Here is a 17,754-nt window from a genome sequence, read left to right on the forward strand (position 1 = left end):
GGAAAGGAGATAAGGCTATCATTGAAAAATACATAATCAAGCAGGGCAGGAAAGAAGATATTAAACAGCTCAGATTGTTCGAGATTTAACTGGACGCCCTGTGGTCTCTGCCACAGGGAAATTCACATGATAAATTTTAAATCAATTTTAAATTTAAAATGAATAAAACTTCGGAAAATTATAATTTGGAAGAGCGAACCTTAAAATTCGGGGAGGAAATGATAATTTTTGTAAATAAACTGCCGGCCAATAGGGTTAATAATGAGTTGATCGGACAGCTAATAAGATCCGCAACAAGCATAGGCGCAAACTATTGTGAGGCAAATGGCGCCAGCTCAAAGAAAGATTTCAGGAATAAGATTTGTATTTGTAAAAAAGAAGCTAAGGAAACGAAATATTGGATTCAGCTGATGTCCGTGGCAAATCCTGGCCAAAAAGATCAATGTAGAAAATTATGGAAGGAGGCGCAGGAGCTGACCTTGATATTTTCGAAGATCGTGCTCACTCTGGACGAAAGGAACAAAAAGTGAAAATTTAGACATTAGAAATTCAATTAAAATTTAAAATTGATTACCATGTTCGATTCATCCAATGAAAAAATAAATGCGCTTCTCAATAGATACGGTATTCATCCCAACAAGGTCATGGGTCAGAATTTTTTGATTGACGAAATGGCGCTGGAGAAGATCATAAATGCGGCTGAGTTGAGCGAAAAAGACCATGTTCTGGAGATCGGTCCGGGTCTTGGAACTCTGACGCAGGAGCTTTCAAAAAGAAGCGGGAAAGTTGTGGCGATCGAGAAAGACAAGTCACTTGCAAAACTTCTTCAGGGGAAATTCAAGAATGTCGAGATCATCGAAGGCGATGTCCTGAAACTCAATGTGAATGAAGTTGCCGAGAAGAGTTTCCAGGGACAGATGTATAAATTGGTGGCGAATATCCCCTACTACATAACCTCGAAGATCATCAAGTATTTTCTGGAGATTTCAAAACAGCCGGAATTGATGGTGCTCCTTGTGCAGAAAGAAGTTGCGCAAAGGATATGCGAGAAAGCGGGAAAACACAGCGTGCTTTCGCTTTCGGTCCAGATCTATGGCGAGCCGGAGATCATTTCGTTTGTCACAAGGGATTCTTTCTATCCTGCGCCGGAAGTCGATTCCGCGATAATCAGGATCAAAAATATCAGAAAAGATAAGGGCGATGAATATTACAGGAAGATGTTCAGGATGATAAAGATCGGATTTTCTTCAAAAAGAAAGAAGCTATCGAGCAATCTTTCCGGCGGACTCCATCTTGAAAAGAGCGAAGTCGAAAAGAAACTCTCGGCTATCGGCATTGGTCCGAATGCCCGCGCGCAGGAACTTTCGCTTCAGGACTGGGAAAGAGTTATGGAAATGTTTTGACGGCAACTCAATATTCCCCTCTTGAGAGGGGTTAGGGGTGTGTCTTTTCTATCGGTTGTTCTATTGCCAAACGGCCCGTGTCGGCTGTTTTTCTATTTGCGTCCTGGTGTATTGTGAGGAACTCAGTAGAGTGACGTGGCAATCCCGTTTTCAATCAACAGTTTTTGTATTGTTTTGTATCCCTAAGAAACATAATTTCAGTTAGATTATAGCGACAAACATCGTTCATAACGACAAGTCGCAACTTGTCGTTACGGGAAAAATACACAGAAACTGTGCAAATCTTGATGGAATCGATTCTGTTCCAGGTCTAATCTTTTCGTTTCCGAAAGTGCTTGACAAAAGCATTTTTTCAGTTTATAATACTTTGTTCGGATAATGGAAGAATAGTACCAAAACAGGTATTTCAGCCATCATTCCGAAGAAATGAATGCATAAGACATGGTTTTTTTCATGTCATGCAAAAAAAGAATGGTCATTGAAAACTTAATAATGAAGGTGAAATGATGAAGATAGCGGATAATAGTTTGAAAAAACACGCGGAATCGATTATGAACAGAAAAAACACTAGAGGTGATTGATATGGCATTACCAGAGGAAAACCCGGGGCGTATAGCGCTTTCATCGGGAAAAATAAATGAAGATACTGAAGAAAAAAAGGTTAGTGACAGAGAAGAAGCGAAGCTGCGATGGTATGAATATCTGGTTATATATGTTGTGGAAGTATTTCTTTGTCTTACGATTGGCGCGGGAATCGCACTCATAACCATATATGGCATATTCAGCGGAATGAACAGCCAGAATATCGGGCTAGGAATAATTCTTCTTCTTCCATTCGCTTATGCGATATATATGAAAATGATCATAGTTATGGTTCCGGAAAAAAAGAGATATTTGCTTCTTGCTTTTAAGAGGTACTACAAGTCTCTTGGTCCGGGCCTGCATTTGATCGTTCCATATATTATGGAAGTCGGACGGGAACTGACGCTTGCCGCCACAAAAATGTTTGATATCTATATGAAAACAGATTCAGCTCGGTTGGAGTTCAAGGGCGGAACTATAGGTGTGAACATCAAGTTGATATGCAGAGCATATGATTCCTATGAATTGGGTTTCGGAATATATATCACCGATGAAGAAATAGCCGCAATTGAAAAGACAGAAAGGGATATGGGATTTGACAAGCTTCCCGAGAACTGGATGTATTTTGCGGCGATAAAGGCTGAAGCTGCTATTCGAGGCGTATGCGGCAGATATACGATCGACGAAGCCATAGAAGCAAGGTCGGTTGGGAAACAAGAAGTCGGTGAATTCAGAGCAGGGATCATTTCCAAGGCATTAGATGAATGCAATAAAAGCGTTGAGAAATATGGCATAATCTTTGAGCAGGTCGCTTTTTCTTCAATTGAACTGCCCAAGAAACTTGAAGAAGCACGAAACAAGATCCAGATAGCAGTTGAGACCAAGAAAGAAAAAGATAAATTGCTCGAAGTGGCAATAGTTGATGCAAAAATAGGCGAGCAAGAAGGCTTAAAAACAAGGAACAGGCTGGATGCTATTGCGTCTGACGAGGAAATCAAGGAAGAATATACGGACCATGCGGATGGCAACAAGAAAAAGTCAAGAGTTGTCGGGAAAAAGTCTTCCGGCTTGTCACGCGCGGATGTCATGAAATGGGAGGCATCAATGGAAGTGGCAAAATCGGTTGACAATATTTCGGTTTTGTCCGGCGGGAAAGATGAATCTATTCCGCTTGAGATCGCGGCCAGAATGGGAGCGGCTTTCAGAACCGGATCGGATTCCGCTGCAAGAAAAGAAAAGCAGAAGCCTGAGAAAAAAGAGAAGAAGGAAGAGGGATCTGAGGAGGAAGGCGAGGATAGCGAACAAGAAAAAGAAGAAACCGATACGAAAGCGGTTGAAAAAAAGGAGAATAAAGAAAAAAATAAGAGAAATGGGTATAAGAAAAAGAATAAAGCCAAGAAGGAAGAGGAAGTTTCCGAAACCGATAAAAACGTGATTGAGACGGAGAAAAAACAATAGAAAAGGATCTTTGATACAAAAGATCAGGAGGTGATGGAATGTCAGACAATGATCCGGAAAGGTCAAAAAAAGCCAAAAAAATGGTTCTCTTCTACCTTTTGTTCGCGGTGCTGGTCTATCTTCTTGGAATAGTTAATGCAATTGTACTGATGGCTATTCTGGTGATCGGCCCGAAGATTGTCCGATACATAAACGCAAAAAGAGGAACACCCGCGGGTGAAGGGATAGCGGCTAAGCTGAATTTTGGCAAGATCTTCAAAACTTTGTTATTTGTTGCACTTGTTGCCGTGATCCTGTATTTTCTCATTTCATATCTTATGAGTATGGATACGTCGGAAAATAAAGGTCCATTGAATAGCGTGATCTATGTTGAAAGCCAGGAAGGCGCTGGAATAGTGAATAACAACGGCACCTATGGGATCCAGCTTGCAACCGGAGGCGCGACAACCGGAACGACTTTCATCATCAGAACAAAGGAAACTGTGACAGGCTGGCCTGCATTCGGGGCCGATGTATATTCTCCAAAAGGAGGTTCGACGTTGAAGGTGTCATATATTGATGCGGACAATTTGAAGAATAGCATTCGTTTTCAAGAGGTTTCAATTCCGGCCAACTATAGCTTCGGGTATTCGAATAAATACAAGCTAAGCGATTATCGCGGTTGGATCAAGAACGGGACGAGTGAGGAAGTCGTGAGCAAGGGAAATCTTCCTCGCAAAGATCCGATAAGGCATGACATAGAGCTTGAGGTATATGTGGCTCCAAACAGCTACGTTGAACTCAGCAATATGATTTTGCGCAGAAACTGGTAGGAATAACAATTCCTACTTTTTTTATTGGGGAAAAAAGCCTTGGTATCAGCCGGTGTGTGCGCCTGCCTGCTCGCCTCGCTGTCAGCATCCGGCGAAGCGGGCCGGAGGGTAGCCGTTATGGTTCGACCTGCCTTCGCCAATACTTCGACAAGGCAAGCAGGTTCACCATGACAAATACTCACAGCGCTAATTAGTTTCCGTTGAAATAGCGGTAATTTCAGGTGTCTTTGCGAGGCTCATCAGAGCCGTGGCAATCCCTATTCTATGCAAATTATGCTTTATTATAAGAGTTTTATCGGCTTAGTTTTGGGATTGCTTCGTTGTTGTTACTCCTCGCAATGACGAAATTTATGGCTATTTCATCAGGAATTAATTAGGTTACTTCGGTACTATGCGAGAGCTTCGTCTTGTCTTTAATGACAAATTTAAACCTTGAAATTAAAGCCGGAATTTGTCCAATCTATCATAAATAACCGAGAAGCAGTTCTGACGGATCAGTGTGGACTATTCAGCATATAAGCCTGTTTCTTTCTTTTTGATTTTGTGTTATAATGAAGCCAGTTACGATGCGAGCGCGAAGGTGCGAAATTTTTTGAAGTGGAAGTTTTCAAAGACAAAAATAAAACCGTAATGTTCATTTCCGACCTAATTTATTTTATAATACTATGAACATAAATTTAAAAGAAAAAATAAAAAATATGATGCATTCTTTCAACTTTGGAAAAATCAAAGAAAGCGAAGTAACCGGAAAAAAGGGAAAGCATATTTCAGTTTTGAAGATGCTTTTTGTTTTTGTGTCCATGCTGGCCTTGCCTGTTCATATGGCAAATGCGGTATGGTACAAACCATGGACATGGACACTGAGGGGCGTTGGAGAAGAAATACTGGAGGCAATTTTATTCGGTTTTAACTTGATCGTCTATAATCTCGGCAACTTTGCCCTGAATATAGCCGGACAGCTGGTCCATTTTGGAGCGTGGCTCGTCGATCTCATGATGGACCAGGGAATATACAAGGCGGTTTTGGTTGATTCCACAGCCATCAAGATCGGATGGGAAACTATCAGGGATTTTTGCAACATGTTTTTCATTTTTTTCCTGCTCATCGTAGCATTCGCAACAGTACTTCGGATCAGCGAATATAGCGCGAAAGTCATACTTCCGAAGTTTCTGATCGCGATCTTTATGATCAATTTCAGCATGGAGATCACGAAGCTCGTGATCGATTTCGGACAGGTTTTTATGTATGAGATCAGGGGCTGGATGGGTGATTTTTCCGGAACGACGGGAGGAGGAAGCAGCCTCACTTCGATCGTGGATTATTTCAATGAATATTTCAATGCAAGTGCAACGAACATTACGGCAGATTCGGCCATAGCTATTCTTTTTGCGGCCGCCTATTCTTTCATGCTCGGATTCACCTATATCATGATGGCGGGATTCCTTCTTATCCGACTGCTGATGTTCGCTGTTCTGATGATCCTCTCTCCTTTTGCCTTTTTCGCGAATATTTTTCCGGGGACAAGGCACTATTCCAGCGATTGGTGGAGATCCATAATGAAATATTCTCTTTTCGGTCCGATATTCATTTTCTTCGTTTTCATATCCGCGACCATGGCCTTTGAACTTACAAACAATTACAATCCTGCGGCAGTCGTTCCTGCCGGATATGCGCAGATCGAAGCCGTGAAAGGACTCATCCCGAAGCTTATTCCGAATGTTATCGCGCTGATGATGCTTTGGATGGCAATTCCGATCACTCAGAAACTGGGAATTGCCGGTTCGAGCAGACTGATCGGCGGAACGCTCGGTCTTGGCACTGTGGCCATGGCAAGCTATGGCGCGACGAAGCTTGCAGGAGGATGGGGAAAGAAAGCGGTTGAAGCACCGGCGAGCAGGTTACATGCTTACGGTATGGGCCAGAACGGAAGATACAAAGCAGCGGTGGATAAATTAAGCGGCGGATTGAAAAAACTGCCCCTTGGCACAGGAAGAATATTCATTCAATACGAAGCTGACAAGGCCGTACAGAAAAAGGAAGATGTTGCAAAGCATCAGAAGATCATGGAAAATCTTTCCGACAAAGATAAGAAATCATATGTCGATAGCTTCTCGATCGATCGAAAAGCAAAAGCAGATGCTCAGCAGGCTATGTTTAATTTGCTTGCAAAGGATTCCGGCAAGGGTTTGACGGATGCAAGATTGCAGAAGATGGGTTATGAGAAAGAAGTGAACGGACAGCAGGTGTTTGATAAGAAGAAATTTGAAAGCGATTATAATCGGGCAAAGGCTTATGGACATGACACGGGCACTTTGGAGACCTACAGGCCTGATATGTTGACGAAAGATGATGACATAAGGGAAAAAGTCAAAAAAGTTGTCCAGGATGGAAACTATAAGAACATAAAGAGCGATGCTCTCGCAAATGAGACCGTTGCTAAGGAATTGGAAGGATTGATTGGCAAGAAAAAATATGATGAATTTATAAACAACAAGTCACAAGAAGAAAAATCAAGCCTTTCAAAGCATAAAGAGAAAAAATTAGCAGTGGAATATGCAACGCTATCTCCTGCTGATTTACAAAAAAAACAGGTTGAGATTGCAAGCCTTGCAAGTCCAGATGATAAAGTGGAAGCCATGAAACAGATGACGGGAGTTGTAAATGGTCAAATTCAATATGCGCCAAACATCAACAACAGGCCGGTTGTTAATTTGGACGTTGTAAATGAAGTCATGGATAGCATGTCCAAGGATCAATTCCTTGATTTGAATAAAGATTTCTTTGAGGAATATGGGCACATGGTTTCAGATGCTAATATTGACCATATTGCCAAATTTGGCGATACGGAACAGCTTAAATCAATGAAAGAAGCGATTGTAAGGGCACAAGCAGGAACTAATAATTTTTATCGCGGAAATCAGCTGGTGGATGCTCAAAAATTAACAGATAGACTGAATAAAATAAATAGTAAAATATAATGAAAAAAGAAATTAAAGATAAAATCAAAAACACCCTTCCGGCTTTCGTGTTGGATAGTCTTTATAGTGATTATAGTTCTGAGGCTATCGAAAAAATAATTGATGACTATATCCAGAATGAAGAAACAATGGATAATTTGAAAGATATAATCGGTCTTATAGTTTTGAAAGAAATAAGAATAGAAGAAGTTTTTGATTTCATAAAAAAACTTGGGATTGATGATAAAAAGGCGAAAGACGTCACATTGATCGTTCTTTGCGAGATATTATTCCCGATGAAAGATTTTTTCCCTGGCATTGAAGATGTGATCGTCAAACTTGGCGGGGAGATCCCCAAAACGAATCCGATTAGCATTGATCAGCAGATGCTCAAAAGAGAGAAGGAAATGGAAGAAATGGAAGAGGCTGAAGAAAGAGAGCAAGAAGAAGCGGAAAAAGACATGATGGTGAGTCTTCCGATAGCTGAACTTGTAAAAGAATATCCTCAGGTTCAATCCCAGCGGATCGGATCGCAGGAGTCGATCATCGTTCAGGGAAGCGATGTGCCTATGAAACCGGAAATAAAATACTGGATGAAAGATTATATGGAAAAGGCGGGATATCGCATGCACTCGAATCTTGATCGGGTCAGTTATGTCTATCACGACAAGAACACAAAGAATATGAATGAGGAAGAAAGAAGGCAATTGGGTTTGGTTTTGAAATCCTTTGATGAAGAAATACCCCTCCCCTATTCCACCAAGCATGTCAAGATCGACTTTTCGAAAATTGCTGAAGAGTAAAATATATTTATAAGATACAAGGACACAAGATACAATAACCAGACAATAATCAACAACCAAATTTCAATAATCAATTATGCACGATTTTGATTTAGAAAGAAGAACAACTGAATTCGCGAAAAGAGTAGTTCGTTTATGCAGATCATTACCGAAAGATTCAATTAACAATAGATTAAGCGGACAGGTTGTCGGTTCGGCTGGTTCCGTCGGCGCAAATTATCGTGAAGCAAATGATGCTTTGGGGAAAAAGGACTTTATTCTCAGGCTTAAAATAGCCAGAAAAGAAGCAAAGGAAACGATGCATTGGCTGGAACTGGTTGAAGAAGCGAATCCTGAGCTGAAACCAAGAATGGCAGAATTAAAACAAGAAGCAACTGAATTGAAGAATATTCTATCAGCAATAATCGGCAAAACGGTAAAAAATAACAATCCTGTTCGATAATTGATCATTGAGATTTGTTTGTATCCTTGTAGCTTGGTTATTGTATCTTTACTTTTGAAGACATAAGCAATGAATTTAACGATATAACAATTTAACAATAGAATTTATGCAGTACGGCGTACCGCAATTTATCGACGTTGAAGACAAGATAGTAGGTCCTTTTACCGGCAAACAAACTCTGTATATGATGATCGGAGGAGGATTTTTGATCCTGATCTTCTCGTTCTTCACTCTGGGATTTTTTCTCGTCGCCGTTGTCATCATTCTTCCGCTTACGCTGGTTTTCGCTTTCTATAAGCCGAAAGGCATCACCGTTGCCCAATATCTCTCGAATTTCATGAAGTTTTTCTCATCGAATCGTCTTTATGTCTGGAGGAGGGAGAATGAAGGAAGCTTTTTCAAAACAGTACAGAAGAAGAAAAAGGCTACCGTGGAAGTCGAGGCTAAGACTGTCACAAGAAGCAAGATCCGCGAACTTGCCTGGGTTCTCGACACCAGCACTGCGGTGAGCGTTCCCTATGAGGCAAAAGAGAGGCCGGACGAAGCGGTGAGAAGATGATTTTTGGCAACTGAAAAATGAAAAGCTAAAAATGAAAAACGACAGAGAAAAATTTAAAAATGAATTTAAGGCGCGAATCTACAACTTCATATTGAATCTGATAAAATTTATCGACCACTTACCTTCCGACAGAGCTACGGATATAATCGCCAAACAGCTCCTCAGAAGCGGCACAAGCATCGGCGCAAACTATATCGAAGCGCAAGCGGCAAGCTCAAAGAAGGACTTTACTAACTTTTTCCACTATTCCTTAAAATCGGCCAATGAAAGCAAGTTCTGGATCGCGATCTTAAGAGATAGCAAAAAGGCTGGAAAAGAAGAGGCTGAAGCTTTATTGAAAGAGCTTATAGAAATTTCAAACATACTGGGCTCAAGCATTATCACGCTGAAGAACAAAAGATAGTCCATCTTATATATAATATTTTTTCGTTTTTCATTTTAAATTTTAAATTTGAAATATGTCAACTCCTGAAAAAAAACCGGTTAAGGGTCTCAGCACCCAAAGATATCTTGAAATAGCCGAGATAAAGGATAGCGTTGTCGTGATGAAAAACGGAAACTTGAGGGCTGTTCTCATGGTGTCCTCGATAAATTTCGCCTTGAAATCCATCGATGAGCAGGATGCGATCATCTATCATTTCCAAAGTTTTCTGAATTCTTTGGATTTTTCCATCCAGATCCTCATCAACTCAAGGAAGCTCAATATTGAGAATTATCTGGACGTTCTGAGAGAAACGGAGAAAAGGCAGACGAATGAGCTCCTGCGAATGCAGACCGCAAGCTATATCGAATACATCCAGGGGCTGGTCAAAATGGCGAACATTGTCAGCAAGACTTTTTATATCGTTGTTCCCTTCTCCGCCGCTGAAACGAAAGAAGGCGGGCTTTCAAAACTGAAAGCGTCTTCAACCGCGACACAGATCATTTCCAGCAGGGAAGTTTTTGAAAAATATAGAGATCAGCTTTTTCAGAGGGTCGATCATATAATCGAGAATCTGAGCGGAACTGGGCTTCGAATGACAATGCTTAACACGCAGGAACTTATTGAATTGTATTATAATCTCTATAACCCCGATCTCGCGGACAAGAAAGGGCTGGCCGACATCGAAGAACTTGACCTTGCGGTGGAGTAAACTTACGTATTGAAAAATGAAAAGCTAAAAATGAAAAACGACAGAGAAAAATTTAAAAATGAATTTAAGGCGCGAATCTACAACTTCATATTGAATCTGATAAAATTCATAGATAACCTGCCCTCCGACAGAGCTACGGATATAATCGCCAAACAGCTCCTCAGAAGCGGCACAAGCATCGGCGCAAACTATATCGAAGCACAAGCGGCAAGCTCAAAGAAGGACTTTACTAACTTTTTCCACTATTCCTTAAAATCGGCCAATGAAAGCAAGTTCTGGATCGCGATCTTAAGAGATAGCAAAAAGGCTGGAAAAGAAGAGGCTGAAGCTTTATTGAAAGAGCTTATAGAAATTTCAAACATACTGGGCTCAAGCATTATCACGCTGAAGAACAAAAGATAGTCCATCTTATATATAATATTTTTTCGTTTTTCATTTTAAATTTTAAATTTGAAATATGTCAATTTTCAGCAGTTTGCTGCCATCCGGAAATAAGGCAAAAGAAAATAATTCCGCTTCGCCGAAGAAAGGAACCGCAACAGGCGAATCGAGCGCTGTGATCGCTTCGGAGAGGATATACAAGCAGGGACTTACGACCGTAAAGGACATCATCGCTCCCGCCGCTTTCAGGATCGAAGCGGATTATGTGATGATAAACCGGAAAATGGCGGCGACGTTCTTCGTTTATGCCTATCCGAGATATTTGCAGACGAATTGGTTCTCCCCGATCGTCAATCTTGACGCGACATTCGACATTGCGATGTTCATCCATCCGCAGAGCAGCGCGGAGATATTGAGGCATCTTCTCAAGGTTGTAACGCAGATCCAGTCGCAGATCTCCATGAACGAGGAAAGAGGAATGGTCAGGGATCCGATCCTCGAGACCGCATATCAGGACGTTGAGAATCTCCGAGATGACCTCCAGCAGGGTATCGAGCATTTTTTCCAGTTCGGGCTCTATATGACAATCTATGGCGATACGAAAGACGAACTGATGAAGGTTGAGACGCAGATAGAGGCGATCCTTGAGGCAAAGCTCATCTATGTGAAGCCGGCGATAATGCAAATGGAGGAGGCTTTCAATTCGACGCTTCCGCTGGCGAGCGACAAGCTCATGATCGTGAACAATATGAACACTTCTCCCCTTTCCACGACTTTCCCGTTCGTTTCGAGCGATCTCACTTCGAATCAGGGCATTCTCTATGGGATAAACAGGCACAACAACAGTCTGGTGCTTTTTGACAGGTTTTCGATGGAAAATGCGAACATGGTCATTTTCGCAAAGTCCGGCGCAGGAAAAAGCTATACGGTCAAATTGGAAATACTGCGAAGTTTGATGGTTGAAACGGATGTCATTGTCATAGACCCTGAAGATGAATATAAGCATCTTTGCGAGACCGTCGGCGGCACTTTCATGAGGATCTCTCTTTCGGCGAAGCATCACATTAATCCTTTTGATCTTCCGACTGCGCTTGAGGATGAAGCTCCCGCGGACGTGCTTCGTACGGCGATCGCCAATGTCTCCGGACTTCTCAAGGTTATGCTCGGAAAGCTTTCCGCAGAGGAAGACTCGATCTTGGACAAGGCCATTGCGGAAACCTATGCCATAAAAGACATCACTCCGGAAGCGGAATTCGCGAAGCTTGAACCTCCGACAATGACAGATCTGCAGATGGTGCTTGAGAATATGAGCGGCGCAGAAAGCCTCTCGACCAGGATCAAGAAATACACTGAAGGAACTTTTGCAGGATTTTTGAACCACAGGACGAATGTCAGCGTGGACAAAGGCCTCGTCGTTTTCAACATCAGGGACATGGAAGAAGAGCTCCGTCCGGTCGCCATGTATCTCATTCTGCACTATATCTGGACGCTGATCAGGTCCGAAAGGAAAAGAAGGATGCTTGTGGTCGATGAGGCGTGGTGGATGATGCAGCACGAAGACGCGGCCTCATTTCTCTTTTCGATCGCAAAACGATGCAGGAAATATTTCTTGGGCCTCACGACGATCACCCAGGACGTCACCGACTTCATGGGTTCGAGATATGGAAAGCCGATCGTCACCAATTCCTCGATCCAGCTTCTCCTGAAGCAGTCCCCTGCCGCCATCAAGGTCATCGTGGACACATTCTATCTTACGGATGAGGAGAAGTTCTTGCTATTGGAAAGCAATGTCGGAGAAGGGATATTCTTTGCAGGGGCAAAGCGCGCCGCGATCAAAGTGGTCGCTTCATATTCCGAGGATCAGATCATAACTTCCGATCCCGCCCAGCTCCTTGAGATCGAAAAGGCAAAGAAAGAACTGGAAGATGTGGCGTAAAAAAACTCAAAAGTAAAAACTCAAAAGTTAAAATTGCAATTGAAAATTAAAAAGTGATAATTTGTTGTCATCCTGATCCGCCGATTGGCGGAGAAGGATCCCGTCAATTATTTCGTATCGCTATAAATTTCACAATTCATTGTTAATATAGGATTTCAAGATGATACAATATGAATAGATATTTTGTATATATAGCTTCAAACAGCAGAAATACAGTTCTATATACCGGTATCACAAATGACATAAATCGAAGAATGTTTCAGCACAAAAACAAGCTGGTAAAAGGTTTCACAGAAAAATATAATGTTGACAAGTTAGTATATTGCGAAGAGTTTAATTCGCCAGGAGAAGCAATCTCCGCCGAAAAGAAAATTAAAGGATGGACAAGAAAGAAAAAGATAGATTTGATCAAAAGCATTAATCCCGAATTCGCAGACTTGTTGATATAAAACCGGGATTCTTCACTCCGCTCCGCTGCATTCAGAATGACATCATTATTTAAGCAAAAATCAGACTTCTAGACTTGATTGAGACTTGAGAATTGGTAATTGAAAATTAATAAAATATAAAGTCTAAAATCTCGAAATTCGAATTATGGATAAGACAAGAAAATAACTCAATATATTTTCGTCTTCCATCAGATCATCAAGGTTCATTGATGATTCGATGAAAGCCGGCAATTGCAGCTAAGCTCTGTTTTGGGAGTAATATTATTATCTATAAAAAATGGAAAGTGGAAGAATAAAAAGTGGTGTATCCAGAATTGCCAAAAATGAAAGTGCTAATCGAGTAGCGAATGCAACTCCTTTTGTTGGTGGAGCTAAAAGAATGGCAGAGAGTGCAGCGGGAAAAACATTGGCCGGAGAGAAATTATCAGGCAGGGATAGGTGGAAACATGGCGCTGGAGGAGCAGCTGATCTGGCTTTGGATTTTACCGGAATTGGAGAGGTTGAGAAAGGCGCAAAAATGGCATATATTGGAAAAAAGATAGCAAGCGGTCTGGAAGAAAATACAAAAAAGGAAGCCACAAGAGAAATTAAAGACCAAGTCATTAAAAGAGGCATTGCGGCTGATAATTATCGTATCAAAAGCCAAGCCGGCAGAAATGAGGAAGCGCAAAGGATAAAAAGCGAAGCTCAAAGAGAAGCCGAGAGGCATATGAATCATGAATTCCAAAAATCGGCAAGAATGAGCGGAGTGAAAGGGAGAGTGGCGTCAAAAATCGCCAGCCGGGGCGTATCGGAAGCAGCCTATCAAATTGCCTCCAGGTTGAGCGAAAAGGCGAAACAAGGGGGGCATTGGGCGGTGATCGTTTTTATTGTAACTTTACTGATAGCTATAATAGTTGACGCGTTAGATATTGTAGGCACTCTTCTTATTGAAACGATCCTAGGCTGGCTTATTATTTTTCTGATTAACACACTTCTTTCATTGATCATAAATATTTTTTGGATGTTGCTTGCAGGTGGCGGACATAGCAAGTTTTTTTGGAAGATTCTTGTCAGGTATATCATATTTGGATTGATACTTGATTCCATCCCAATTATAGAATTATTTCCATTTACGGTTTTTATGGTATGCTGGAACTGGTATGATTATAGCAAAGAAAGAAGTGAAGCGAAGCAAGAATTGAAAAGATTTTCAAAAGTTTATGCAAAAACGGGAGAAATAAAAGGACAATCCATGAAATATGCTTAGAGAATATCGCAAAAAGATCCTGATATTATTTTTTGATAATACCTAGTCAATGTTGACTAAAGAGCAGGGCAGAAGGAAGCGGATGAGTTAAAATTTCCAATTTTGAATTGAGCTAAGCATCGTACTTAACTTCAAGACTCAAATTAATAACCGTTGTCATCCTGATCCGCCGATTGGCGGAGAAGGATCCCGTATTTAAATATGGATATCACGTTCAAAAAAAATGGACTCATTGTCATTCTGAACAGAGCGGAGCGAAGTGAAGAATCCCAGTAGAAAAAAATAGCGCCTTATGTAACGGGACTCTTCGACCCGCTTCGCCGAAGGTTGACAGCGAGGCGAGCGGGCTCAGAGTGACAAGTATTGCATAGAAGGGATATTTGCTTTTACAATACCTCAAGACAATATAGTATGAATAAATACTATGTTTATATAGCTTCGAACAGCAGAAATACAGTTTTATATACCGGCATTACACATAACATAAATCGAAGAATGTTCGAACATAAAAACAAATTAGTTAAAGGTTTTACAGAAAAATATAATGTTGATAAATTAGTGTATTGTGAAGAATTTAATTCTCCGGGAGAAGCAATTGCCGCCGAAAAGAAAATTAAAGGATGGACAAGAAAGAAAAAGATAGATTTGATCGAAGGGATTAATCCCGAATTTGCAGACTTGTTGATATAAAACCGGGATTCTTCATTTCGCTTTGCTTCATTCAGAATGACATTATTGTTTAAGCAAATGAAAATTAGGGTTTCATTCAAAATCCAAAATTGGAAATTAAAAATTAACTTATAATATTAACATCTAAAACTATGTTTATCAGAAAACGCACCTTGCTCCTGCTTCTCCTTGTTGCATCTGCCACATTTGCTTACCCTGCTTTTGCCCAATATACCCCAATGGTCAGGATTCCCGGGCTCACCGCCGCGGGAAGCATAAATCTTTCAATGTATCTGGTGGGATTATATAATTTTATGGTCAGTATTGTGGGAATAGTTGCTGTCATGATGATGATCGTGGGAGGCATGAGATATATAACTGCTGCGGGAAGTTCAACGGCGATTAGCGATGCAAAAGATATTATCTCAAATGCCGTAGCCGGTCTCGTTATTGCCATTTTTGCCTGGATCATTGTTGCCGCAATAAATCCCGACGTCTTGTTCATAAAGAAACCCGGATCGGGATTCAAAAATGCTTCATATTTATCTTGTACGAAGCAATATACGGCCGCGATATGCAAGTGCAATGATGACGTGGGTTTGGGAGTTTTTGCATCTCCGACCGCCTGCAATGATGCATGCAAAGCCGGAAATCATTGCGGCGGTTTGGTGAATAGTTGTATCAGGGATGGAGTGAATGAAACGACCAGTCCGAAATTTAATACAGCTCCGAATAACGGAAAATGTTTATGTGCTAATGGAGTGGATGTTGTGCCTATACCGCCAGCTACATGTCAAGCGACTTGCGCTATAGCAAATTGTATAAAGGCTGATGCAAGAATTGGAAATACAGGAATTACAGGTTTTGTCTCAGGAGTGGTAGATCAAAAAAGGACAACTATATACATAAAAAATCCTTGCACGGATTCTTTGGCATTTGATGCTTACAAAACATTTGCTGTAAATCCCTATACGTGCAGTTGGGATTTTGAAAGCGACGGCACACCTGACAATCCCTCGTGTTTTACAGGATTTTGTCCGGTAAGTGGCGTCTTTATCGCTGGAACTTATACAGCAACGCTTACAGTGACTGACTCTGTTACTGGAGCAAGTTCTGCGGACACTGTTATTTATGAAGCAATATATCCATAAGAATGGGCTTAACGACGAATTCTTGTGGCTATGGCGTAAAGGATTTGCTGATTATGATTCTGGCAGTGCGCGAAATATAATTTTAGCACCACATATTTACTAATAACCCTATCTTCACAAAAAAAATTGGGAATTTATTCCCAATTTATTATTACGTGGTCGAATTTCAGCTCATTGCCGTCAGTGTTGTCAGTTTTTTCGTAGATTGCTACGATAGACGTTGTTTCGCCGGATGCGAATGCATATTCAACTGGAGAGAACCCAGTTGTCTTTGTTGGGTTCTGGATATCATCCTTTGACTCAACTCCGTCAAAATTCCATCCAAGGAATTTGTATCCTGCAATGTCTGTTGCCGATACTTTGACAAGAGGCCTGCGATGTGCATCTATTGATACGGTCTTATCTTTCGTATCGATACCGTTTATAAATGCTTTTATTGCGTCCAAGCTGTTCAGGTCCTGTTTCTCATACGAGAAACCGACAAATGCGCCTTCGGCTGCTGTTTTGCTGTTTAATACAGTGGGCATGGATGTGGGATTTGTAAACGTCCCCAGCGCCGTTAGTACGGCCGCTGCTATGAGCGCTACGGCCACGGTGCCAATCATCCATGTCGGAATCACTATTCCTCTCTTACGTATTGTTTCGTTCATTTTTTTTCACGCTCCTTGTGTTTTCTTTCTTTATCACCTCCTGTTTCCAGCAAGGTTTTTTAGCGGGTATGTAACAGTCTAAAGTCCTTAAAGTCTAAAGTTTCTAAAGCAAAGCTTTCGGCTTTATGGATATTTTGACTTTCGACTATTTTTATACCCTTCAAAAAACCATGCTGGATTTACTTGTTGTCGGATTTGTTCTGTGAACTGTAAATGAGCTAACTGGATATAATAGCATAAATATGACATTTGTCAATCCCCTTTATCCACAGCGCAAGAGGTCTGCACCTCGTCTATGAGGTCAGTCCTCTGAAGCGCCCAGCATCGGATCTTTTTGATCCTTTGCAATCGGAGGACCGATTTCCTGCTTGGAGGTGCGGATTGCTTTGTAATATTCCCAGATCGCACTTCTTTTGTATATAAAATTGTTAACGAACGACATTTTTCAGCAAAAGCTGAAACTCTCTTCTCTACCATCAAAATAGCAAGAAATCCACGTTGAGTCAATTTTTGCAGAGTTCGTATTGTGGACTTCCTGTGGAGAAGATGGGGAATAAAGATAAAAAAAGAGTATATGTTATACTCTTCAATTGCAATGCTATTTATATATCGTTGTTGAACTAAAAACAAATTCTGCCCTGTTTCCCGCGCTATCGATCGCACTTATTTTTGATATGCAGGATTCCCCGTTTGAAACCTTTTTGCAAACTTCATAAAGCGGATCTGTTTTTATCATCGTAAAGAGGGCCCAATCACCGTTTTTGAAAGGTGTTTCCGTCACTCCATCTCCATTATTGTCGTACAGATAAGTTGCAGGCGGATTTGGCACGATAGAGTCACTGAAGTCCAAGACGAAGGATTTATCTTCTTCCAGAACGATAGCATTTCCGAAATAATCTCTAGTCGCTAAGGTTCTCGGATTGCTCGTATTTATATTTACCTCTCCTATTTTTGGCTGGATGACAAATGTTTTAGCCGTCATGTCGGATGTTTTATTTGCCTCTTCTGCCGGGATGGCGCTTGATGCGTATCCTGAAAATGATGCAAATATAGCAATTAGAACTGCCATAATTACAATTGCTTTAAATCTCATTCTTTCACGTCCTTTTTGTTTTATATT

At 41.1% G+C, this 17,754-nt stretch carries 18 protein-coding genes; 16 read left to right on the plus strand and 2 right to left on the minus strand.

Annotated elements, in window-relative coordinates; translation table 11 throughout:
- Positions 1-158 precede the first annotated feature (158 nt).
- From WC788_06180 to WC788_06255, 16 genes are all read left to right on the plus strand, one after another.
- Complete coding sequence (locus WC788_06180) at positions 159-530, plus strand: four helix bundle protein (GenBank protein ID MFA6097188.1); 372 nt, start codon at positions 159-161, stop codon at positions 528-530.
- 45 nt (positions 531-575) lie between these two features.
- On the plus strand, positions 576-1,403 hold the full coding sequence (gene rsmA / locus WC788_06185; protein ID MFA6097189.1) for a 16S rRNA (adenine(1518)-N(6)/adenine(1519)-N(6))-dimethyltransferase RsmA: 828 nt from the start codon (positions 576-578) through the stop codon (positions 1,401-1,403).
- A 582-nt stretch (positions 1,404-1,985) separates the two neighbouring features.
- On the plus strand, positions 1,986-3,443 hold the full coding sequence (locus WC788_06190; GenBank protein MFA6097190.1) for an SPFH domain-containing protein: 1,458 nt from the start codon (positions 1,986-1,988) through the stop codon (positions 3,441-3,443).
- 38 nt (positions 3,444-3,481) lie between these two features.
- Positions 3,482-4,255 (plus strand): hypothetical protein, encoded by a 774-nt coding sequence (locus WC788_06195; GenBank protein ID MFA6097191.1) that lies wholly within the window; start codon positions 3,482-3,484, stop codon positions 4,253-4,255.
- A 665-nt stretch (positions 4,256-4,920) separates the two neighbouring features.
- The gene (locus WC788_06200) at positions 4,921-7,233 is read left to right on the plus strand and encodes a hypothetical protein (GenBank protein MFA6097192.1); all 2,313 of its coding nucleotides are present in this window, start codon (positions 4,921-4,923) and stop codon (positions 7,231-7,233) included.
- Positions 7,233-8,015 (plus strand): hypothetical protein, encoded by a 783-nt coding sequence (locus tag WC788_06205; protein MFA6097193.1) that lies wholly within the window; start codon positions 7,233-7,235, stop codon positions 8,013-8,015. The genes WC788_06200 and WC788_06205 overlap by 1 nt, the downstream gene beginning before the upstream one ends.
- Positions 8,016-8,091: 76 nt before the next feature.
- Complete coding sequence (locus tag WC788_06210) at positions 8,092-8,457, plus strand: four helix bundle protein (protein ID MFA6097194.1); 366 nt, start codon at positions 8,092-8,094, stop codon at positions 8,455-8,457.
- A gap of 106 nt (positions 8,458-8,563) precedes the next feature.
- Positions 8,564-9,016 (plus strand): PrgI family protein, encoded by a 453-nt coding sequence (locus tag WC788_06215; protein MFA6097195.1) that lies wholly within the window; start codon positions 8,564-8,566, stop codon positions 9,014-9,016.
- Positions 9,017-9,047: 31 nt separating this feature from the next.
- Complete coding sequence (locus WC788_06220; protein ID MFA6097196.1) at positions 9,048-9,419, plus strand: four helix bundle protein; 372 nt, start codon at positions 9,048-9,050, stop codon at positions 9,417-9,419.
- A gap of 55 nt (positions 9,420-9,474) precedes the next feature.
- Positions 9,475-10,149 (plus strand): hypothetical protein, encoded by a 675-nt coding sequence (locus tag WC788_06225; GenBank protein ID MFA6097197.1) that lies wholly within the window; start codon positions 9,475-9,477, stop codon positions 10,147-10,149.
- 30 nt (positions 10,150-10,179) lie between these two features.
- Positions 10,180-10,551 (plus strand): four helix bundle protein, encoded by a 372-nt coding sequence (locus tag WC788_06230; protein ID MFA6097198.1) that lies wholly within the window; start codon positions 10,180-10,182, stop codon positions 10,549-10,551.
- 55 nt (positions 10,552-10,606) lie between these two features.
- Positions 10,607-12,466, plus strand: a complete 1,860-nt coding sequence (locus WC788_06235; GenBank protein ID MFA6097199.1) for a DUF87 domain-containing protein — start codon at positions 10,607-10,609, stop codon at positions 12,464-12,466.
- Positions 12,467-12,636: 170 nt separating this feature from the next.
- Positions 12,637-12,915: a GIY-YIG nuclease family protein gene (locus tag WC788_06240; protein MFA6097200.1), complete on the plus strand. Its 279-nt coding sequence runs from the start codon at positions 12,637-12,639 to the stop codon at positions 12,913-12,915.
- A 277-nt stretch (positions 12,916-13,192) separates the two neighbouring features.
- Positions 13,193-14,164 carry a pro-sigmaK processing inhibitor BofA family protein gene (locus tag WC788_06245; protein ID MFA6097201.1) on the plus strand — a complete coding sequence of 324 codons (972 nt, stop codon included), beginning with the start codon at positions 13,193-13,195 and terminating at the stop codon, positions 14,162-14,164.
- 411 nt (positions 14,165-14,575) lie between these two features.
- Positions 14,576-14,854, plus strand: a complete 279-nt coding sequence (locus WC788_06250; protein MFA6097202.1) for a GIY-YIG nuclease family protein — start codon at positions 14,576-14,578, stop codon at positions 14,852-14,854.
- Between the two features lie 131 nt (positions 14,855-14,985).
- The gene (locus WC788_06255) at positions 14,986-15,984 is read left to right on the plus strand and encodes a pilin (protein ID MFA6097203.1); all 999 of its coding nucleotides are present in this window, start codon (positions 14,986-14,988) and stop codon (positions 15,982-15,984) included.
- Positions 15,985-16,118: 134 nt separating this feature from the next.
- On the opposite strand, the gene WC788_06260 is transcribed toward WC788_06255, so the two are convergent.
- Both WC788_06260 and WC788_06265 read right to left on the minus strand, forming a co-directional pair.
- Entirely contained in the window at positions 16,119-16,634 is a 516-nt protein-coding gene (locus WC788_06260) for a hypothetical protein (GenBank protein ID MFA6097204.1), read from the minus strand.
- A 598-nt stretch (positions 16,635-17,232) separates the two neighbouring features.
- Positions 17,233-17,727: a hypothetical protein gene (locus WC788_06265; protein ID MFA6097205.1), complete on the minus strand. Its 495-nt coding sequence runs from the start codon at positions 17,725-17,727 to the stop codon at positions 17,233-17,235.
- Positions 17,728-17,754 lie beyond the last annotated feature (27 nt).

It is taken from the genome of Candidatus Paceibacterota bacterium, from assembly GCA_041661265.1.
Classification (GTDB): domain Bacteria; phylum Patescibacteriota; class Minisyncoccia; order JAHIHE01; family JAGLIN01; genus JBAZUT01.